General features: G+C 35.7%; 12 protein-coding genes. 10 read left to right on the top strand and 2 right to left on the bottom strand.

The features are described 5' to 3' along the window. Window positions 1-49 precede the first annotated feature (49 nt). Together polA and K1I41_RS05575 are read left to right on the top strand one after the other, a co-directional pair. Window positions 50-2,896, top strand: coding sequence for a DNA polymerase I (gene polA / locus K1I41_RS05580; protein ID WP_220641694.1), 2,847 nt, complete (start codon window positions 50-52; stop codon window positions 2,894-2,896). Between the two features lie 49 nt (window positions 2,897-2,945). Beyond that, window positions 2,946-4,262, top strand: a complete 1,317-nt coding sequence (locus K1I41_RS05575) for a serine hydrolase domain-containing protein (protein ID WP_220641693.1) — start codon at window positions 2,946-2,948, stop codon at window positions 4,260-4,262. Window positions 4,263-4,264: 2 nt separating this feature from the next. Here K1I41_RS05575 and K1I41_RS05570 read toward each other — a convergent pair whose 3' ends face one another. Beyond that, the gene (locus K1I41_RS05570) at window positions 4,265-5,287 is read right to left on the bottom strand and encodes a LacI family DNA-binding transcriptional regulator (protein WP_220641692.1); all 1,023 of its coding nucleotides are present in this window, start codon (window positions 5,285-5,287) and stop codon (window positions 4,265-4,267) included. 207 nt (window positions 5,288-5,494) lie between these two features. Between K1I41_RS05570 and K1I41_RS05565 the strand changes: the two genes are divergently transcribed. Continuing rightward, complete coding sequence (locus tag K1I41_RS05565; RefSeq protein ID WP_220641691.1) at window positions 5,495-5,950, top strand: RidA family protein; 456 nt, start codon at window positions 5,495-5,497, stop codon at window positions 5,948-5,950. A 30-nt stretch (window positions 5,951-5,980) separates the two neighbouring features. Here the strand turns inward: K1I41_RS05565 and K1I41_RS05560 are convergent, their stop codons facing one another. Continuing rightward, the gene (locus K1I41_RS05560) at window positions 5,981-7,357 is read right to left on the bottom strand and encodes an RtcB family protein (protein ID WP_220641819.1); all 1,377 of its coding nucleotides are present in this window, start codon (window positions 7,355-7,357) and stop codon (window positions 5,981-5,983) included. 173 nt (window positions 7,358-7,530) lie between these two features. Between K1I41_RS05560 and K1I41_RS05555 the strand changes: the two genes are divergently transcribed. From K1I41_RS05555 to K1I41_RS05525, 7 genes are all read left to right on the top strand, one after another. After that, window positions 7,531-8,541, top strand: coding sequence for a helix-turn-helix transcriptional regulator (locus K1I41_RS05555; protein ID WP_220641690.1), 1,011 nt, complete (start codon window positions 7,531-7,533; stop codon window positions 8,539-8,541). Between the two features lie 574 nt (window positions 8,542-9,115). Further along, a complete protein-coding gene (locus tag K1I41_RS05550; RefSeq protein WP_220641689.1) occupies window positions 9,116-9,529 on the top strand; it encodes an HYC_CC_PP family protein in 414 nt (137 codons plus the stop codon). A gap of 107 nt (window positions 9,530-9,636) precedes the next feature. Continuing rightward, window positions 9,637-13,344: an efflux RND transporter permease subunit gene (locus K1I41_RS05545; RefSeq protein WP_220641688.1), complete on the top strand. Its 3,708-nt coding sequence runs from the start codon at window positions 9,637-9,639 to the stop codon at window positions 13,342-13,344. Further along, entirely contained in the window at window positions 13,341-14,576 is a 1,236-nt protein-coding gene (locus tag K1I41_RS05540; protein ID WP_220641687.1) for a TolC family protein, read from the top strand. The genes K1I41_RS05545 and K1I41_RS05540 overlap by 4 nt, the downstream gene beginning before the upstream one ends. A 3-nt stretch (window positions 14,577-14,579) precedes the next feature. Further along, window positions 14,580-17,081, top strand: a complete 2,502-nt coding sequence (locus K1I41_RS05535) for a heavy metal translocating P-type ATPase (protein WP_220641686.1) — start codon at window positions 14,580-14,582, stop codon at window positions 17,079-17,081. 18 nt (window positions 17,082-17,099) lie between these two features. Beyond that, window positions 17,100-17,585, top strand: coding sequence for a DUF305 domain-containing protein (locus K1I41_RS05530; RefSeq protein ID WP_220641685.1), 486 nt, complete (start codon window positions 17,100-17,102; stop codon window positions 17,583-17,585). Continuing rightward, window positions 17,572-19,350, top strand: a complete 1,779-nt coding sequence (locus K1I41_RS05525; RefSeq protein ID WP_220641684.1) for an efflux RND transporter periplasmic adaptor subunit — start codon at window positions 17,572-17,574, stop codon at window positions 19,348-19,350. Before K1I41_RS05530 ends, K1I41_RS05525 begins: the two co-directional genes overlap by 14 nt. Window positions 19,351-19,363: the final 13 nt, after the last annotated feature.

The raw sequence follows: 19,363 nt of genomic DNA, 5'->3' as shown, positions 1-19,363 counted from the left end.
TTTATATTCTGCATCGGTTTGTTTATTTTTACAGACTAATACATTTTTCATGTCAGACCAAAAACGACTTTTCCTACTCGATGCTTACGCTTTAATATTTCGTGGTTATTATGCTTTTATAAAAAATCCCCGCATCAATTCCAAAGGGATGGATACATCCGCTATAATGGGTTTTATGAACTCGTTACTGGATGTAATAAAGCGGGAAAAGCCCGACCATCTTGCAGTAGCTTTTGATAAAGGAGGAAGCGTTATGCGCTCTGAAATGTTTGTAGAATACAAAGCCAACCGAGATGAAACACCCGAAGCAATAAAAATAGCCATACCCTACATACAGGACATTTTAAAGGCCATGCACATCCCTATTATTGAGATGGCAGGTTTTGAAGCCGATGACCTTATTGGCACTATAGCCAAACAAGCCGAAAAGGAAAACTATAAAGTATTTATGGTTACCCCCGATAAAGATTTTGCACAGCTAGTATCCGAAAATATATTTATGTACCGCCCTGCCCGTATGGGTAACGGTATAGAGATTTGGGGCGTACCCGAAGTGTTGGAACGTTTTGAAATTGAAAAACCTGAACAGGTAATTGACTATTTGGGGATGATGGGCGATGCTGTAGATAATATACCAGGCTTACCGGGTGTGGGCGATAAAACAGCCAAAAAATTCCTGAAACAATACGGCTCGTTAGAAAACCTTTTAGCCAACACGCACGAGCTAAAAGGGAAAATGAAGGAAAAGATAGAGGAGAATGCCGAGAAAGGAATTATGTCGAAAAAACTAGCTACTATTATTACCGATTGCGATGTAACTTTTGATGGTACCGATTACGAACTCTCTGAACCTGATGCAGAAAAAGTAGAAGCCCTTTTCCAAGAGTTGGAATTTAGGAGAATGACAGAGCAATTCCACAGATTATTTTTACAAAGAAATCAGGCAGATGGCGCAGCACCACAACCCATAGCGCCCTCTAAAAAAGTTACTAAACAAGATGATGATAATCAGCAATTTTCGCTATTTGGTGCACCTCAAACAACAGATGATGCCACAGCAACCGATGGTAACGATTTTTACAAAAAACTTAGCACTACCAACCACGTGTACCAAGCCATACAAGGCGATATAGGCATAAGGCTACTTCTGCGTGATTTAATGCAGCAAACTACCGTATGTTTTGATACCGAAACTACAGGCATTGATGCCCTTACGGCAGAGTTGGTAGGCATCTCATTTTCGTGGGAAGCAGGTAAAGGCTTTTACATACCGTTTCCTGAAGGTAGAACGGAAGCATTAGCGTTACTGGAAAAGTTTATACCATTTTTTGAAGATGAAACCATCGAAAAAGTAGGGCAAAACCTAAAGTACGATTTAAAAGTACTTGCTAACTATGGCATTACGGTAAAAGGTAAATTTTTTGACACCATGATTGCGCATTATCTTATTAACCCCGATATGCGGCATAATATGGACATCCTTGCCGAAACCTATTTGCAATATTCGCCCATGCCTATAGTAGAACTTATTGGTAAGAAAGGAAAAAACCAAAAAAGTATGCGCGATGTAGCCGTTGACCTTGTTACGGAATACGCTACTGAAGATGCGGATATTACACTACAGCTAAAAGCTATTTTTGAGCCACAACTAGAGGAAGCCGCTACCCGAAAACTGTTTGATGATATAGAGATACCGTTAGTACCTGTACTTGCAGCTATGGAGCGCGAAGGAATTAATTTGGATACCGATTACCTGAAAGAATTATCGGGAGTGCTGGGTAGTGACATTAAACGATTGGAGCAAGAGATATACGAAACCGCAGGCGAATCGTTTAACCTTGCCTCACCAAAACAATTGGGCGATATACTGTTTGATAAGCTAAAAATAGGCGGATCAAAGCCCAAAAAAACCAAAACGGGGCAGTATGCTACAGGCGAAGAAATACTATCGTACCTCGCAAAAGATAACCCAATAGTAGAAAATATACTCAACTGGAGGCAGTTGGTAAAACTGCAAAATACCTACGTAGATGCCTTACCCCAACAAGTTAACAAAGCCACTAAAAGAGTACATACCGATTATATGCAAACCGTTGCCGCTACAGGCAGGTTAAGCTCCAACAACCCTAACCTGCAAAACATACCCATACGTACCGAGCGCGGTAGGCAAGTGCGTGCTGCCTTTATAGCACGCGACGAAAACTACACGCTACTCTCTGCCGATTACTCGCAAATAGAACTTCGTATCATTGCAGCCCTTAGTGGCGACCCCGAAATGGTAAGTGCTTTCCAGCAAGGGCAAGATATTCATGCCGCTACAGCAGCAAAAGTATTTAATGTACCACTAAAAGATGTAACACGCGAACAACGTAGCCATGCCAAAACGGTAAACTTTGGTATTGTGTATGGTGTGTCGGCATTTGGGTTAAGCAATCAAACCTCGTTAAGTCGTTCGGAATCTAAAGAGCTTATTGATGCTTATTATAAAACCTACCCTACCTTAAAGCAATACATACAAAACCAAATAGAAATGGCGCGTGAGCAAGGGTATGTGCAAACGGTATTGGGCAGAAGGCGTTACCTAAAAGATATTGACTCGCAAAATGCCGTAGTACGTGGTGCAGCCGAGCGTAACGCCGTAAACGCCCCTATACAGGGTAGTGCTGCCGACATTATTAAAATTGCCATGATTAACATACACAACAAACTCGTAAACGAAAACTGGAAAAGTAAAATGCTGTTACAGGTGCATGATGAACTTGTTTTTGATGTACACAATAGCGAGCTGGAGCGTATTAAACCCATGATTAAACACGAAATGGAAAATGCCTTTAAGCTTGATGTACCGTTGGATGTAGATATGGGTACGGGTAACAACTGGCTAGAAGCGCATTAATTGTAACAAAAACAACCGTTAATAGTCTTAATAAGAAAACACCTTCATTATGAGAAAATATATTTTTATTCTGTTTACACTAAGTTTTACAGTAGCCACCTACGCACAAAGCGAAGCCCGATTCCAGAAAATTGACAGTTTGCTGAGCTACCTTACCGCCAACGATAAATTTATGGGATCGGTAAGTATACGTGTAAAAGATAAAGTTGTTTTTGATGGGGCTTATGGTTACGCCAATGTTGCTACAAATACAAAAGCAGATACCGAAACCAAATATAAAATAGGGTCTATTACCAAAATGTTTACCTCTGCTATTATATTTCAGTTAATTGAAGATAAAAAGCTGAAAATGGATACAAAACTTTCAGAGTTTTTTCCAGATATAAAAAATGCCGAAAACATTACTATTAAAAACCTACTCAACCACACTAGTGGTATCTTTAATTATACTAACGATGAATCGTTTTTAGCCTACATGGAGGCGGCACAAACACGTGAGGCAATGGCAAAACGTATTGCCGATTTTGGTTCGTCGTTCACTACCAACGAAAAAGCCGATTACAGTAACAGTAACTACATCCTTTTAGGCTATATTATAGAGGATGTTACTAAAAAAACATACAAAGATGTTGTGGCACAACGTATTGTTAAAAAGCTGAAACTTAAAAACACCTACTATTACGGGAAGATAAACCCAAATAAAAACGAAGCTTACTCGTATGATTTTAATGGTAATACGTGGGAGCAACGCGGCGAGTGGCACGAATCGGTTGCATTTGCGGCTGGGGCATTGCAAAGTACACCTAACGATTTAACCCAATTTATACGTGCCCTATTTGAAGGTGATATTATTAAAGAAAGTTCGCTTGAGGAGATGAAAAAAATGGATTTTGGATATGGTAAAGGTATCTTCATCTTTCCGTTTGGCGAGCGTCGTTTTTATGGGCACACGGGCGGTATAGAAGGTTTTTCGTCAACATTAGGATACTATCCAAAAGATGAGCTTAGTGTTGCCATGACTATTAATGGAGAGAATTACGACTCCAACCAAATTTTAATTGGCATTTTAAGTATTTACTACAAAATACCCTATGCTTTCCCGAATTTAAAAACAGCTACAGTTGACCCTGAAATCCTTAAAAGTTACGAGGGCACATACGCATCGCCAACCATTCCGTTAAAAATTACCATACAATACAATGGTAGCCAACTAACGGCACAGGCTACAGGGCAGGGAGCTTTTCCACTAAACCCATTAAGCAATACAGAGTTTAATTTTGACCCTGCGGGTATTGTAATTACATTTAGAGAAAATGGTTTTGTTATAAAACAAGGCGGTACCACTAACAATTTTACTAAAGAGTAACGCTACAATTTACGCGTAGATTCGCGCTGGCGTAACTCGGTTTTAATAACCTTAGTAGTATACGTTGGTGCTTCTTCCCCTTTAGCTTCAAGCCTATCAATAAGCATTTCGGCAGCAGATGCTCCAATTTCAGGACCATGCTGACTTATGGTTGATAGGCTTGGCGTTAATCGCCTGGACCATACGCCGTCGGCAAAGCCAATAATGTTAAGTTCGTCAGGTATTTTTATGCCGTGTTTAATAGCATGCTTCATTGCCATTACCGATGCGTGTTCATCGAGCGCAAAAATAGCATCTACGTTGTTGGCAAAAATTGAAGGCAATGTAGCGTCAAATGTTTCAATACTATCGGTACATAAAATTAAATCTTCGTTTATTGCTATACTATTATCGCTAAGTGCTTTTTTATACCCATCGGCACGTAGTTCTCCTACACTTAAGTTATCTATTGTAGAGAGCAACGCTATATTTTTACAATTTAGTTTTATAAGGTGATTAACAGCGTGTACTGCCGAGTCGAAATCGTCTACAATTACCTTATCGCAATTTACATCATCCGATATTCTATCGAACATTACTATGGGCAAATCGTCCGATATGGCTTCTTTAAAATGCTTAAATTCTTGCTGTATCTGCGTTTCTTCGGATACCGATAGTATAAACCCATCTATGGTACCATTACTTAACATATCCATAGCATGCATTTCTTTTTCTAACGACTCGTTAGAGATACAGGTAATAACATTATAGCCTCTGGCATTAGCCGTCATCTCTATACCGCTAAATACCTTAGCAAAAAATGGGTTTAAAATATTGGGTATAATAACCCCTATGGTTTTAGAGCGCTGGCTTTTTAAGTTTACCGCTACATTATTGGGTTTATAGTTTTTGAGTTTGGCAAATTCCTGCACTCTAATTTTGGTAGGTTCGCTAATTTCGGGGCTATTACTCAGTGCTTTTGATACCGTAGAAACTGATACATTCAATTCTTTTGCAATTTGCTTTAATGTAGCCTTTTGTTTCATGTAGTTGGGGATTTAATTAAATGTAAAAAAACAAAAAAAATATGAGACCTAGAAATGTTATATTTACTTAAAAAGCAGAAATCAACTCATCAATCAGCTTATATTAAAACATTGTAAATTAACACAACACATACCTAAAGTAACGTTAAATTTAACTAATGTAAATCTTGATTCCCCTACATTCGTTACCGTAACAATCAAGCTATTATGACTATACAAGATAAACTAAAAGAGTTAGACCTTACATTACCTGAAGTTTCTACTCCAGGCGGGAGCTACACCTCGGTAAACATTCGTGATAAAATCGTTTATGTAGCTATTCAGTTCCCTATAGATAGTGGTACTTATTTATATCAAGGTCGACTAGGTGGCACTCTAAATACTGAAAATGGTTATAAAGCCATGCAACTTTGCGCACTAAATGTTTTAGCACAAATAGAAAATAAAGTAGGATTTGACAATATCCTTGGGTTAAATCATTTTGATGCATACTACCAAGCCGCTAATGGTTGGGATGATGCACCAACATCAGTAAATGGTGCTTCTGATTTATTTGTGAAAGTATTAGGTAATAAAGGCACACATTCTAGAGCAATTTTTGGAGTAGATACATTACCTCGTGATTTTTCTGTAGGAATTACTTGTACATTTACTCTGGTATAATAAAAAAAACCTCTGATTTATCAGAGGCTTCTAATTATTACGTCTTCTTTTTTTCTTCCAAGGTGCATTTTTTTGTACATCTCCTGCCATAATGCAACCATACGGTATTACCTCATCAATTACTTCACCCAATCCAAACTCTTCCATTTGACTCCTAACAGTAGCTGCATTTTTATAAGCACTTGGCAATTCTGTAATATCTATTTCATTAGAAAAAAATCGAACATCTAACCCTTGTGTTTCTTCTTCAAAAATTTCTTGAAATGTTCCTATTTTATTTTTTCTGTGTTGTGTTCTGCTAATATTCCTTCCTGCTCCGTGTGGCGCAAAACCAAGATTACTGTCGGTAGTTTCTCCTTCAACAATTAATACCGGTTCAGACATGTTTAAAGGAATTAATCGTGGCCCTGTAATATCTGGCATAAACTTTTTATCAAGTGGTGTTGCTCCTTTAGCATGATAAAACAAATCACCATCTTTAAACACAAAATTATGTTCGTTCCAGAATCTATTTTCTTTAACTACACCCAATTTCTCTAATGTCGCATCGTGAATACATTCATGATTCTTTTTTGTCCACTTACGTACAATCTGTAACGCTTCCCAATACTGTTGTCCTTCTTCAGTATCAAAAGGTATCCAAGCATTTTGCTTTAATGTTTCTGGTGATAATTGTTTTCTAAATCGTTCAGCTACTCTCATCCCTTTGGTATATAAGTTTGCACCAAAACCTCTGCTACCATGGTGTGTAACCATCATAGTGTTTCCTGTATTTTTAGAAGTACCTATAAATAAAAAGTGATTTCCATCGCCCTGAGTTCCTAAATGAGACCTCGCTGCTGAAATACATTTCTGGTCGTTTAAAAAATAGTTACTTTCAATCTCAGCAAGTAAATCCATCGGAAACTTAAATTGATTTTCTCTGGATCGCCCTCCAGGTCCAAAATGAGTTATACCATACGCCGCTTCCAAAACATCTTTCGGGTTAGTGTTTCCAAAATCAGTTAACATTACTGAACAACAAATATCTGCGCTATGCATCCCTGGATGAATTGCATTTTTTGCTACAGCTACCCCACCAACGGGTATTGTTCCTTCGGATCCTGTAGGGCAAGCATCTGGCATAATAGCTCCTTTTACCAATGTTGGAGTTTTCATCAATACCTCCATGGTTCCAACTACTTTCGCTACATTTTCGGTTTCTAACTCATTTTCAGCCTTAATATTAACTGAAAAAGGAATTGCTTGCTCATGCAAATTCATTGTAGGGGGTAACTTAAATTGCTCCAAATAGTTTTGTAAAGCAACTCCCTCTAATTGATTATCATTAATATAAACTAAGGCTTCTTGCATCCATTTGCCTGATGTAAAACCCATATCAATAATTTCGTTTCCTGTTATTTTCATTTCATTTTTCATATTTTTCCTTTTAGGGGAGCTCCGCCAACTCCTCGTTTGGCAGAGCACTACTGTTTAATCTAATAATAGATTGTTTTGATTCCGATACAAATATTTCAACATAACTACGCAATAGTTTTGCGTAGATTGAAAAATTAATTATTTTGGTAAAAATAATATGTATGGCTCTTAACAAAAACGCACTAATCCGCTATAAAACTATAGATAAGTGTTTGCAAAATATTTACCGTGAATGGACATTGGATGATTTAATTGAAGCCTGCTCGGATGCGTTATATGAATACGAAGGGAGAGAAATTAATGTTAGTAAACGTACCATACAGCTCGATATACAAATGATGCGGAGCAACAAACTAGGCTATAATGCACCTATTGTTGTTTACGATAAAAAGTTTTACAGGTACGAAAACCCCGATTATTCCATAACAAATATTCCGTTGAATGAAAATGACATGAACGTACTCTCTGAAACTGTAGAGATGCTAAAGCAGTTTAAAGATTTCTCGCTTTTTTCAGAATTAGGCGGAATTATCCAACGGCTAGAGGATAAAGTATATACTGAAAAGACAAAGCAAGCCCCTATAATACATCTTGATAAAAATGAAAATTTAAAAGGACTAGAACATCTTGATACGCTTTACCAAGCAATACTCAAAAAAATAGTATTACGAATTACTTATAAATCCTTTAAAGCACGAGCTGCTTCAAAAGTGGTTTTTCATCCCCTTATATTAAAAGAATATAACAACAGGTGGTTTTTAGTTGGTAAAGTTTCTGAAAAAAAACCTATCGCTACCTTTGCTTTAGATAGAATAATAGCTGTTGATTACGACACAGCTATACCCTATTTAGATATCGATTTTAATGGTGAGCAATATTATAAAAACACAATTGGGGTTACTGTATTAAGAGAAGAGGACGTACAAGAAATTCATTTAAAAATAGATAAGAGCAACGCTCCGTATGTAATTACGAAGCCTATACACCACACACAAGAAATTATAGAGAAATTAAATGATGGAGGGGTTACTATAAAAATCAATGTACACCTAAATTACGAACTAGAAAGGATAATTTTAGGTTTTGGTGAAAGTATGGAGGTTATTAAACCTAGATTACTTAGACGAAATATTAGAAGAAAGCTAGAGAATGCAGTAACCCTATACAAATAAAAAAGCCTCTGATTTTGCTGATGAGTATTAGAGGCTGAAGAAAATTAACCGTTATTGTACAGATTCAGCTTAGATAAGCTATATTAAAAATATTACTCAGGTTGGCATCCTTTCCAAGAAATAGACGAGCGTTTTATAAAAAAATTCAAAGTTATTATCTTTAAAATCTCTGAAAAAGTGGAAAAATCCTTTTGCAATATCTTAATGACAAATTGAATGTAAATGATTTCGTTTTTCCCGAAATGAAAAAAACAAATTTATCCGATACAAAGGATATTTATGGTAAAAAGAAGGTGGCGAACAGTAAGTTTAACGACCATCTGAAAAAGATTGCTAAAAGAGTAAGGATTAAGAAAATTCACGATGTACATTACCCGTCATCTCAGTAATATTACCGCAGATAATATTCAACTTTTAATACCTCAAAAGTATATTACTATACGGATTTTAAAATAACTATTAATTACCAAATTAATTTTATTCATAAATATTTTGGATAGCGTGGTTAATTTTTTAATACACTCCTACTTTGCACAATCTATGCATTATAAATTTTATTATCTTTGTATTCCAAATGAAGCATCATTTTCACAAAATAGCAGCCTTTTTAATGGTATTTGTAGTATTATTTTCTACAATGTCATTCACTATTGATATGCATTATTGTGGAAATTCTTTGGTAGAAACTGCTATTTTCCAAAAAGCAAAGGGTTGTGGTATGGAAATGGAAAAACCTTTTACTAACAGTTGTTCAATTATCAAGAAAAATTGCTGTTCTGATGAACAGTTGATAGTTGACGGTCAAGATGAATTAAACATATCTTTTTACAAGCTGTCTTTTGACCAACAATTATTTGTTGCTTCATTTGTTTACAGTTATACCAACCTTTTTGAGAGTTTAGATAAAAAGGTTATTTCGCACAAAAAATATAGCCCCCCTCTCTTTGTCAGGCAAATCTACAAGCTTGATGAAACATATTTAATTTGATTTTTAAATAATAGACTTTTTTATCCAGTGGATACTTTCCATTAGGATAATTTCTTGTGCCTAGTGTTTTTTTAACACTATTGTCTAACTGTTTAATTATCAAAACCATGCTAAATAAAAGCATTAAATTTTTAATAGAAAATAAACTCGTAGCAGTTCTGTTACTTGCTCTTTTCGTAGGATGGGGAACAGTAAATGCACCTTTTAATTGGGATACGGGATTTTTACCAGCCAATCCTGTAGCTGTAGATGCCATTCCAGATATAGGTGAAAACCAACAAATTGTATTTACTAAATGGGATGGTCGTTCGCCACAAGATATAGAGGATCAAATTACCTATCCATTAACCACATCCTTGTTAGGCATTCCTGGAGTAAAAACCATTCGTAGTTCCTCTATGTTTGGCTTTTCAAGTATCTATATCATTTTTGAAGAGGATGTAGAGTTTTACTGGAGTAGAAGTCGTATTCTTGAGAAACTAAACTCATTACCAAGTGGTTTATTACCAGAGGGTGTTAATCCTGCTTTAGGACCAGATGCAACAGGATTAGGACAAATATTTTGGTACACTCTTGAAGGTCGTGATGAAAACGGAAATGTTACTGGTGGTTGGGATTTACAAGAATTACGCAGTATTCAGGATTATTATGTTAAGTATGCGCTATCCTCTGCAAATGGAGTTTCTGAAGTAGCATCTATTGGTGGTTATGTTCAAGAGTACCAAGTGGATGTTAATCCTGAATTGATGCGTCAATATAATATCGGATTGCATCACGTTGTAAAAGCGGTTAAGGAAAGTAATAAGGACATTGGAGCACAAACTATTGAAATTAACAATGCAGAATATTTAGTGCGTGGTTTGGGTTATGTAAAATCCATTGGAGATATAGAAAATGCAGTAGTTACTTCTGAAGATTATACAGCAATACGAATTAAAGATATTGGAAAAGTTTCTTTAGGTCCTGCAACAAGGCGTGGCTTATTAGATAAAGAAGGGGCAGAAGTTGTAGGTGCTGTTGTTGTGGCACGTTATGGTGCCAACCCAATGGAAGTTATTAATAACGTAAAAGATAAAATTAACGAATTAAGTGCAGGCTTACCTTCAAAAGTGCTGTCAGACGGCAGAACATCACAAGTAACTATTGTGCCATTTTATGATAGAACAGTATTAATTCAGGAAACATTAGGAACACTTAACGAAGCGTTGACTTTAGAGATTCTGATTACCATTTTGGTTATTATCGTTATGGTGTTTAATCTCCGAGCTTCCATATTAATTTCCGGATTATTACCTGTTGCCGTATTAATGGTTTTTATAGCCATGAAGTTTTTTGGTGTAGATGCAAACATTGTAGCTTTATCTGGTATTGCCATTGCTATAGGTACAATGGTCGATGTAGGTGTCATACTTTCAGAAAACATTATAAGGCACTTGGATGAAGATGATGGAACACAATCCATTAACACAATAGTTTATAACGCCACAGCAGAAGTTTCTGGGGCAATTGTAACCGCAGTAATGACAACAATAATTAGTTTTATTCCTGTATTTACTATGATCGGTGCAGAAGGAAAATTATTTAGACCGTTAGCCTTTACAAAAACCTTTGCTTTAACAGCCTCTATTATTGTTGCCTTATTCTTAATACCCCCTTTTGCAGCATTTTTATTTAGAAATAAAAGTATTAAAACCAGTTTTAAATATGTTTTAAATGGTGTTTTGATAGCATTAGGTATTGCAGCAATAATTTACGGATACTGGTTAGGGTTAATACTAATTGGTTTTGGAATAGTTGCACTTATAAAACAAAAAGAAATACTATCAGAGAAACAAGCCAACCTTATCAATGTAATTATTTCTGTATTAGCTATCATATTCTTGTTAGCCGAATATTGGAGACCATTGGGTGTTGGTAAAAGTATCTTCTGGAATCTTATTTTTGTAAGTGTTATATGCTTTGGCTTATTAGGTATTTTTTCATTGTTTATAAAATACTATACACGTATTTTAAGATGGTGTTTGGATAATAAGTTATTGTTTTTATCTGTACCAACAGCTATTGTAGTAGCAGGTTTTTTTATTATGAAAAACACAGATAAAGAGTTTATGCCATCTTTAAATGAAGGCTCATTTTTACTAATGCCAACCTCAATGCCCCATTCTGGTGTAGAAGAAAATAAAAGGGTTTTACAGCAATTGGATATGGCGGTAGCCAGTATTCCAGAGATTGAAACGATAGTTGGCAAAGCAGGTAGAACAGAATCTGCTTTAGACCCTGCACCACTATCAATGTACGAGAATATAATTCAGTATAAACCAGAATATATGCTGAACGATAACGGAGAACGCCAACGTTATAAAGTAAATGAGGATGGTTTATTTGAATTAAAAAACGGTCTTTTCATTTCTAACCCTAATAATTCCGAAAATGTTACCTACAGTGCAGTCAACAGATCCCAACTAATCAAAGATGAGGATGGTGAATACTATCGTAATTGGAGACCAAAAATTGAATCGCCAGACGATATTTGGAATGAAATTGTAAGAGTAACCAAATTACCAGGCGTAACCTCAGCACCAAAACTACAACCCATTGAAACAAGGTTGGTAATGCTTCAGACAGGAATGCGGGCACCTATGGGAATTAAAGTAAAAGGTCAGGACTTAAAACAAATTGAAGCGTTTGGGGTGCAACTGGAAAATATCATAAAAGAAGCCGAAGGTGTAAAGAAAGAAGCTGTTTTTGCAGACCGTATTGTTGGTAAACCCTATTTGTTAATTGACATTGATAGAGAGGAAATAGCACGTTATGGTATTTCTATACAAGATGTTCAGGATGTATTAAAAGTTGCAGTTGGTGGTATGGTATTAACACAAACAGTTGAAGGTCGTGAACGATATGGTGTTCGTGTCCGATACCCAAGAGAACTAAGGGCAAACCCAACCGACTTACAGCAGATTTATGTACCAGTTGAAAATGGAAGCCCTGTTCCATTAAGCGAATTAGCAACCATTCGTTACGAACAAGGACCACAGGTTATTAAAAGTGAAGACACCTTTTTAGTAGGGTATGTGCTGTTTGATAAATTAGATGGTTTTGCAGAAGTAAGCGTTGTTGAAAATGCACAAGCTCTCATTCAGGAAAAGATAGATTCTGGGGAGCTAATTGTACCAAAAGGTATCAACTATGCATTTACAGGAACGTATGAAAACCAGTTACGAGCAGAAAAAACGCTATCTGTTGTTGTGCCATTAGCATTGGCAATAATCTTTTTAATACTGTATTTCCAATTCCGTTCTGTGGCTACCTCATTAATGGTGTTTACAGGTATTGCAGTAGCCTTTGCAGGCGGATTTATAATGATATGGCTCTATGGTCAGGATTGGTTTTTAAACTTCAACCTTTTTGGAGAAAATGTACGGGACTTATTCCAGATACATACAATTAATTTAAGCGTAGCGGTTTGGGTTGGGTTTATTGCACTCTTTGGTATTGCAACTGATGATGGTGTAGTAATGGCAACTTATTTAACGCAAACTTTTAATAGAAACACACCAGAGAATAAAAAGGAAATTAGAGCATCCATAGTAGAAGCAGGCGAAAAGCGTATTCGTCCTTGCCTGATGACTACTGCAACTACAATTTTAGCATTGTTACCAGTATTGACATCTACAGGGCGTGGGAGTGATATTATGATACCAATGGCAATACCCAGTTTTGGCGGAATGCTTATAGCCTTAATAACCCTATTTGTGGTTCCAGTACTATACAGCTGGAAATCTGAACTTCAACTTAAAAGAGCAACAAAATGAACTACATAAAAATCAATAAAAAAACGGTCTTTATTCTTTTTGCTTCATTCTTTATGCTTTCAGCACACAGTCAAGAGTTACAAACGCTTATTGATGTAGCACTAAATAACAATCCAGAAATTCAAAAATTTGAGTTGCAATATAAAAGAGCTTCCGAAAAAGTAAACGAGGTTAATACCTTTCCCAATACGGAGTTTGGTATAGGCTACTTTGTAAGCGAACCAGAAACACGAACAGGAGCGCAACGCTTTAAAGTATCGGCTAAACAAATGTTACCATGGTTCGGAACCATTACAACGAGAGAAAATTATGTGAGTTTGTTAGCTGATGCAAAATATGAAGATATTGTTATTGCAAAGCGAAAACTGATGGCTTCTGTATCACAATCCTATTATAATTTGTACGCCAATAAAGCAAAACAAAAGGTGTTAACCAAAAACATTAAATTATTAGAAACTTATGAAACATTAGCCCTAACATCAGTAGAAGTTGGTAAAGCTTCGGCAGTAGATGTGTTACGATTACAAATGCGTCAAAATGAAATGCAACAACTAAAAGAGGTGTTGCAGCAACAATTTTTGGCAGAACAGGCCAATTTAAATAATCTTTTAAATAAGGAAAATGATGCTGCCGTTACTGTGGTAGATAGCTTAATAATACCTTCAGAAGATTTTGAAATGACGACTGGAAATTTAACATTACACCCCGAATTGTTGAAGTATGATAAACTATATCAATCCATAAAACAATCCGAATTACTAAATCAAAAAGAAAACAGTCCGATGATTGGTTTTGGATTAGACTATGTCAATGTTTCCGAAAGACCAAATATGGATTTTGGCGATAACGGAAAAGATATTATAATGCCTATGGTTTCGGTATCCATACCCATTTTTAATAAAAAATACAAATCGCAAACCAAGCAAAATGAGTTGGAACAGCAAGAAATTACCGCTTTAAAACAGGAACGGTTAAACGCTTTGGAAACGCTTTTAAGTAAAGCGATTAACGAACGCATTTCTGCAAGAATAAGTTATGCAACCCAAGCTAAAAATTTGAAACAAGCCAAAGATGCAGAAAACATTTTAATAAAAAACTACGAAACGGGCACGATAGATTTTAATGATGTTTTAGACATTCAGGAACTACAACTAAAATTTGAAATGAACCAAATAGAATCTATAAAGACCTACTATGTACAAAGCACCATAATTAATTATTTAATTCAGTAAACAATGAAACACACATATCACATGCACGGAATGACCTGCAACGGTTGTCGCAATCACGTAGAAGAAACACTTTCTAAAGTAGAAGGTGTTTCAAAAGCAATAGTCAATTTAGAAAAGGCAGAAGCCACAATCGAAATGGCATCGCATATTCCTATAGAAACCTTTCAAGAAGCCTTAAAAAATGATGGTGGAAGATACAGTATTCATAAACAAGGTGAACACCATCAATATATAGAAGATAAAAAGGAAAACCAACCAAAAACAAAAGGTACAGGTACATTTTATTGTCCTATGCATTGCGAAGGCGATAAAACCTACGATAAAGCAGGAGATTGTCCTGTTTGCGGAATGGATTTGGTTGAAGAGCAAAATCTATCATCAGCTACAACAGAACAGTGGACGTGTCCAATGCACCCAGAAGTTATAAAAGAAGAAGCAGGTTCATGTCCCATTTGCGGTATGGATTTAGTACCAATGCAAGCAGATGTTTCAGCAGAAGAAAAAACCTACAAAAAGCTATTGAAGAAGTTTTGGATAGCAACTGCATTTACATTGCCCATATTTTTAATTGCTATGAGCGAAATGCTCGATAATAATTCATTATACAATATAATGGAACAAAAATACTGGAATTGGATTCAGTTGGCATTGTCCATTCCCGTAGTATTTTATGCCACATGGATGTTCTTTGAACGTGCTTACAGAAGTATAAAAACATGGAATCTTAATATGTTTACACTTATTGGGATTGGTGCAGGTGTGGCGTGGTTATTTAGCGTTTTTGGTATGTTATTTCCAGATGTTTTTCCTGTACAGTTTAAAACAGAATCAGGCGCAGTACACGTGTATTTTGAAGCAGCAACGGTTATTTTAACCTTAGTACTTTTAGGACAGTTGTTAGAAGCGCGTGCACACAGTAAAACCAATTCGGCAGTAAAAGAATTATTAAAATTAGCACCTAACAAAGCCATAAAAATAGTAAATGGCGAAGAACTTGAAGTTAGTATAGATAAGATAGAATTAAATGATATTCTGAAAGTAAAACCAGGCGATAAAATTCCTGTAGATGGTGTTATCACTGAAGGCGAAACTACTATTGATGAATCGATGATTACAGGAGAACCCATTCCTGTAAACAAATCTCAAGATGATAAAATAAGTAGCGGAACTATTAATGGAAATCAATCTTTTTTGATGAAAGCAGAAAAGGTAGGAAGTGATACGCTCTTATCTCAAATCATTCATATGGTAAATGATGCGAGTAGAAGCCGCGCACCCATTCAAAATTTAGCCGATAAAGTTTCAGGCTATTTTGTACCAGTTGTAGTTCTCATTTCCATCATCACATTTATTGCATGGTCCATTTGGGGACCAGAACCCGTTTACGTGTATGCGTTTGTTAATGCAATTGCAGTTCTAATCATAGCATGCCCTTGTGCATTAGGTTTAGCAACACCAATGTCTGTAATGGTTGGTGTGGGCAAAGGTGCCCAAAACGGTGTGCTGATTAAAAATGCCGAAGCTCTGGAAAAAATGAATAAGGTAAATACACTTATTGTTGATAAAACAGGAACAATTACAGAAGGGAAACCAACAGTAGAAACAGTAGGTACTTTTAGCGATACTTTAACCAAAAAAGAGCTACTGGAATACATTGTATCACTAAACACCAATAGTGAACACCCATTAGCCGAAGCAACTGTTAAATACGGAAAAGAACACAACACCCAACTATTAAAGTCCGAAAATTTTAGTGCAGTAACAGGAAAAGGAGTTGAAGCTATAATAGGAGATAAAAAAGTAGCATTGGGAAATCCTAAAATGATGGAATATGCCAAAGCAGACATTACAGCTAAAATGAAAGACGAAGCTAAAACGTACCAAAAACAAGGTAAAACAGTTTCTTACTTATCCATAAACAAAAACGTTGTTGGGTACATAGTTATAGGCGATAAAATAAAAACAACAAGTGCCAAGGCAATTAAAGCACTTCAGGATAAAGGTATTGATGTTATAATGCTTACAGGAGATAATTATGATACGGCACAAGCAGTAGCATCAGAGCTTAATCTGGCAGATTTTAAAGCCAGTATGCTGCCCGAAGACAAGCTTAAAGAAGTAGAGAAACTGCAAGAAAAAGGCAAAGTGGTTGCTATGGCAGGTGATGGTATTAATGATGCACCAGCACTGGCAAAAAGTGATGTAGGTATTGCAATGGGTACAGGAACAGATGTAGCCATAGAGAGTGCAATGATTACATTAGTAAAAGGCGATTTACACGGAATTGTAAAAGCCAGCAATTTAAGCAATTCCGTAATGAAGAATATTAAGCAGAATTTATTTTTTGCATTGATTTATAACACATCAGGAGTGCCTATTGCAGCAGGTGTATTATTTCCATTCTTTGGTATTTTACTATCGCCAATGATAGCAGCATTAGCAATGAGTTTTAGCTCTGTTTCGGTAATTGCAAATGCTTTAAGGTTAAGAACAACTAAAATTTAACTATAAAATTAAAATAGTATGAAAAATTCACAAGAACACTCAAGCAAAGGAAATTATAAGACTTTCTTTACAATGTTAGCTTGCTCATTTGCAGCAATGTACATTACAATGTATTTAAACACTTATTCAATAAACCACGTTTGGTTTAGCCTAACACGATTTTATATGACGTGTTTAGGAATTTCAACAATGGCAGTTATAATGTGGTTTTTTATGCGAAAAATGTATAATAACAAAAAAAAGAATATTGCCATACTTGCAGGTAGCTTTATCCTGTTTGTAGGTGCATTAGGGTTGGTAAGAACACAAGCACCAATTATTGGTGATGTGCTTTGGATGAAAGCAATGATACCACACCATTCCATAGCAATTTTAACAAGTGAAAGGGCAGATATTCAAGACCCAGAAGTTAAAAAATTAGCCGAAGACATTATTAAAGCACAACGTAAAGAAATTGAAGAAATGAAAGCAATGATAAAACGATTAGAAAATGAAAAACAATAAAATAGTTATATACATAGGCTTACTCATAGTAGGTGTATTGTTAGGATGGTTGCTTTTTGGTGGTTCATTAAAAAAAGAAACAAAGCATAATCAAGATGAGGTTTCAGAAACCAATCAACTCTGGACGTGTTCCATGCATCCACAAATTATGCAACCAGAGTCAGGCGATTGCCCCATTTGCGGTATGGATTTAATTCCTGCCGAAAGTGGTGCAGATGGATTATTGGTACACCAATTCAAACTCACAGAAAATGCAATGGCATTGGCTAATATTCAAACCACCGTTATTGGCAAAGGAAATGTTGATGGAAACGCTATTAAATTATCTGGTAAAATTGCTGCAAATGAAGAGGCTAATGCAGTACAGGTAAGTTACTTTTCAGGAAGAATAGAACGCCTAAATGTTAGTTTTACAGGCGAAGAAGTTAGTAAAGGGCAATTATTGGCAACTATTTATTCGCCAGAATTGTATGCCGCACAACAAGAATTAATTACAGCTTCGTCACTAAAAGAATCGCAACCTGAATTGTACAAAGCCGTTCGTAATAAATTAAAATTGTGGAAGCTCTCTGACAATCAAATTAATCAGATTGAAAAAACAGGGAAAGTAAAAGAAAACTTTCCAGTATATGCTACCGTTTCAGGCACAGTTACCGAAAAACTTGTAGAACAGGGCGATTACATCAAACAAGGTCAACCATTATTAAAAATTGCAAACCTAAACACCGTTTGGGGAAACTTTGATGTGTATGAAAGCCAGATTGACCGTTTTAAAAAAGGACAAGAGGTTATAATAACAACCACTGCCTATGCTAATAGAGAGTTTAAAGGTAAAGTAGATTTTATTGACCCAGTTTTAAATACCAAAACAAGAACAGTAACCTTGCGTGTGGTTTTAAATAACAAGGATGATGTATTTAAGCCCGGAATGTTTGTTACAGCAACTATTGAGGGTATGAAAAATGAAAATAAAGAAGTATTAACCATACCAGCTTCTGCGGTGCTTTGGACAGGTGAACGTTCTGTTGTTTATTTAAAAACCAATCCCAATCAAACCGTTTTTGAAATGCAAGAAGTTGTTTTGGGTAACCAAGCAGGTAATGAATATGAAGTTTTAGAAGGATTGGCTGTTGGAGATGAAATAGTAACCAACGGAACATTTACAGTAGATGCAGCAGCACAATTACAGGGTAAAAAATCTATGATGAATAAAGATGGCGGTAAAACAATGACGGGTCACGAAGGACATTTGGGAATGGATGGTAATGCATTAAAAAAAGAAAATGACCATAGTACTATGAACGAACGACTGGCAGTATCAGAAAAATTTCAGGAACAATTAAAAGATGTTTTCCATGATTATATCAGTTTAAAAGATGCTTTAGTTAAAGAAGACTCAAAAAGCACTTTAGTTAATGCATCGGGTTTATTAAACAATTTAAATAAAGTAGATATGAAATTATTATCAAACAATAACGCCCACACACATTGGATGTCGTTAGTAAAAGAGATAAAATCTTCTGCAACATCTATTTCTAAAACCTCTGATATAAAAGTGCAAAGAAATCATTTCAAACATTTATCATCACACCTAATCAATGCGGTTCAATTATTTGGTGTTAATGAAAAAGTATATGTAGAATTTTGTCCAATGGCAAATAATAATAAAGGCGCATATTGGTTGAGCAAAGAAGAAAAAGTAATCAATCCGTATTTTGGTGAAGCAATGCTAACCTGTGGAGAAGTAAAACAAGTAATAGAATAATAAATAAAAACAA

This window comes from Flavobacterium litorale, from assembly GCF_019613795.1.
Classification (GTDB): Bacteria; Bacteroidota; Bacteroidia; order Flavobacteriales; family Flavobacteriaceae; genus Flavobacterium; species Flavobacterium litorale.
Note: the sequence above shows the minus strand (reverse complement) of the source record. Positions and strands in the feature narration are given on the sequence as shown.